The 3,194-nt window shown below is 46.4% G+C and carries 2 protein-coding genes and 1 pseudogene; all 3 read right to left on the minus strand.

Features of this window, described 5'->3' with window-relative positions; genetic code table 11:
* On the minus strand, positions 1–1,327 hold a 1,327-nt coding region (gene casA / locus M0R47_RS21445; RefSeq protein ID WP_292558395.1), incomplete at its 3' end, for a type I-E CRISPR-associated protein Cse1/CasA.
* 84 nt (positions 1,328–1,411) lie between these two features.
* Positions 1,412–2,083 carry a transposase gene (locus M0R47_RS21450; protein ID WP_292558396.1) on the minus strand — a complete coding sequence of 224 codons (672 nt, stop codon included), beginning with the start codon at positions 2,081–2,083 and terminating at the stop codon, positions 1,412–1,414.
* Between the two features lie 80 nt (positions 2,084–2,163).
* Positions 2,164–3,194, minus strand: a pseudogene (locus tag M0R47_RS21455) (hypothetical protein); the annotation flags it as partial.

Raw genomic sequence — 3,194 nt, forward strand, 5'->3', positions numbered from 1 at the left:
TCTCGGTAAGTTGCCAAAACTGGGCATCGGTAAATGAAATTTCGCCTTTCGCTTCTTTGGGTTTTGAAAACCAAGCCTGTTTTAAGGTGGAACGGACATCCAGAGCCACTTCGGTCGCGGCATCAAGCATTTTGCTAATAAATCCCTGCATACTACTTCGACTGTGTTGCGGAATAGGAAATACCGGCATCGTGGTTTCATACCAACACCGGGCTTTCATATTGTCCATGTCGTAGCCGAATAGCCATAAACTCGGCTGATAGTCGCCCGCAATTATTTCCTGACGACTGTTTAAATAAATCTGCACCACTTTGGCTGCCTGCTTATGGTTTTTTTCATCTTCTAAAACCAAGCCTAACCAATGGCGATAACTGAATCCGCCCACTTGAGCTTTGACCGAATAGGCTTCTTTATTAGGGGCTCTGACATAAGGCGTCAAAGGATGTAGCCAAGTGCTGCTGTAATTGACGCCCAAATTTTTGGTTCGATATTGTGAAATGAGTTGTTCCGTGGATTCATGGCTAATATCACAGGCTCCCGCTTCAGTGGCCTTAAAATCCAAACGAATCCGGCGCGGCATTCCCCAGTACATTTGGTACGGATGCCCTTGTTCCGGCTGCGTAATAAAATCCTTTTTACCCGCTTCGCTGGTGCGTGTCGGCGCCAACCAAGGAAAAATATTATGCAGGTCTTTTAACTCCGTGTTTCCGCTTAAAGCCGATACTTCTTTTTGGGTGAAAATATTGAGCCATAACTTTTGCCATAAACTTGCGGCTTGTTTAGTTTCGTCCGGCAATACCAAGGTAGTTAAAGGCCCGCCGCCGCGCAAACTGGTTCGATGGCCTGAGCCGCCTGACGGGGCGTTGATTTGCAAGGTGAATAACGCAATGCTTGCCCAATAGGGTGAGATATTTTCAGTTGTACCTTCTTTAACAAAAAAAGTTCCGCCTCCGGAGGTATCAATCAGCAATGAGGCAATATCAACATCTTGCCTGTCGCTCAACAGGTCATAATCCTGCATGAAAGCAGGTTTATCGGTATCTATCGAAAATGCCTCCGTTACTGTTAAAAAGGCATTTTTTAATGTGTTCGCATCCGGCGGTGTAAGCCAGTATTTCTCCCATTCCGTCTCGTTTTTCGGAGCGAAAGAGGTTTGCACCAGACCAATCAACAGCTGATAAAGTGCGCCTTTAAAATCCGCTCGCGGCGAAATCACATCGACAATCGGATTACCATCGCCCTCGGTAATTCGCCACAAGCCCTTTAGTTTTTCTTGTTCGCCATTAAGGCGAATTACGCTTAACCATTCATCTTCCAGTAAATTCATGCCATCTCCCCTTTAAATAAAAAATCACTTTATCGCTAGCCCCATGTTGATTAGAACAGAAAACACTAGAGCATCCCTCAATTCTTACCGATGTCCGGCGTATGCGCTCGACCAAGGCCAATCATGCACCGCCGCACAGAGTCCGGCTTTTACCGGGTTGTTGTGAATATAATTGACTGTAGCGTGAAAGTGCTTTTCATCACGAATATAGCGGTCCCAATATTCACGCATCCAAAACTGATTTTTAGCCGCTCCAGTAGACCTGGGAACGCCGAGCCCCAGCTCGGCATTATGCGAAATAGCCCAACTCCCAGTAAAAGACTTCCACGACTGTAAAATATTCGGCAAACTAATCGTAGGTTCAATCAACACATGAACATGATTGGGCATAATGCACCAAGCGATCAAACGATAACGTTCGCCATCAAATATTTGCAAGGTTTGCTGCATCACTTCCGCCATGCATGGATGACCCAAGGCGCAGCAGCCTAAACCTGCATCCAGCCAGTGTTCTATTTTTTTGCGACGCTCACGTTCACGTATGGAAACGGGGATTTGCCTAAGCTCTTGCTCCAATTGTTTCAGCACTGTTTGCGGCAGGGAGTCACCAAGCCGAAAGGTAATGAATTGCAGAGTACCCGGCGCATCTAAATGCGGCAAATAGCCTCGGCTATACCAACCCTTGGGAGCGCCGTGCCCCAGCTCGGCTTTTCCATTTGTCGCGCCAAGCTGGGGCTTGGCGCTCCCAGGACTCATCATGCTATGCGAAGAAGCGTATCGATAAATTTAAGCATTTTTTACTCCAACGAAATTAACAATGTCCGCATCGTACATTTTTAAACCTTGCTAGCGCCTGCAAACAATTCAATCTCACTACCCACCAGCAAACCCTGTTGACAGTTGTAGCTCACAGTAACTGTTTTGCCATTGTTATCAACTGCCAGCCCTTGCCATTCAATATCCGATAACGGTCTCAACGGCAAAATAAAACTGTACTCGTCAAAGATTTTTTCTTGTTCCCGTAACTGCTTGAGGGCTTGCGCCAAATCTGCCGATAATTCGGGCAATCCGTTAATGCGCTTTGCATGAATATTGACACTGCTTAAATCCCACGCATATCTATCGGCACTTACCAAAGGCAATAATTTACCCTCTCGCCAAACCGCCAAATAAATCGTCACGGAATCTTCCGATAACCGTGTCGGAATATGCGCGTCTTCATCCCATGCGTTATCGCTGAACGTATAACCTTGCTCCGGTTTTAAGGCATTCATATTCGCCAAACTGATTTTTGCCCAATGTTCGCCTTCGGCTTCATTACTGGCTTTTTTAAGCGATTCGGGTATATCGGTGTCGTCTTCGGAATAAACCGTTTCTATCAGCTCTCTGGCATCTTCCGGCATTCGCCATTGTTTCTTGTTAGCCAATAACATGGCGGTGCGCCACAGTTGTCCGGTGTGCGGATAAACGCCGTTGGCTTTTGGGAAAACGGCTTTATACCAATCCTGGGCCGGAGCTTGTTCAAGCGACGGCGAATAAATAAACAAGGTTGGCGGTGATCTCTGATCTTTTTGTCCTGATTCTCCAATAAAATTACCGGCACTATCCCTGACATGACGATGCAAACGCCCAGCCCGTTGAATCAATAAGTCAATGGGTGCCAAATCGCTGATCATCACGTCAAAATCCAGGTCTAAGGATTGTTCTACGACTTGTGTCGCAATCAACACTTTGCCTTGACGACTATTTGCCGAAGATTTCTTACCGAACAGGCTCAGGACGTTATCTTCCACTGTTTTCCTGTCGTGTAAGGTATAACGGCTGTGGAAAAGCATCAGTTGCTCGCTTTCTAGCCAATCAGCTTTTT

The sequence above is a fragment of the Methylobacter sp. genome (assembly GCF_023227905.1).
In the GTDB taxonomy this organism is placed as follows: Bacteria; Pseudomonadota; Gammaproteobacteria; order Methylococcales; family Methylomonadaceae; genus Methylobacter_A.

Excerpts from the sequence above, each read along its gene's own strand:
- M0R47_RS21450 (WP_292558396.1), bottom strand. The coding sequence starts at position 2,083 with ATGAGTCCTGGGAGCGCCAAGCCCCAGCTTGGCGCGACAAATGGAAAA.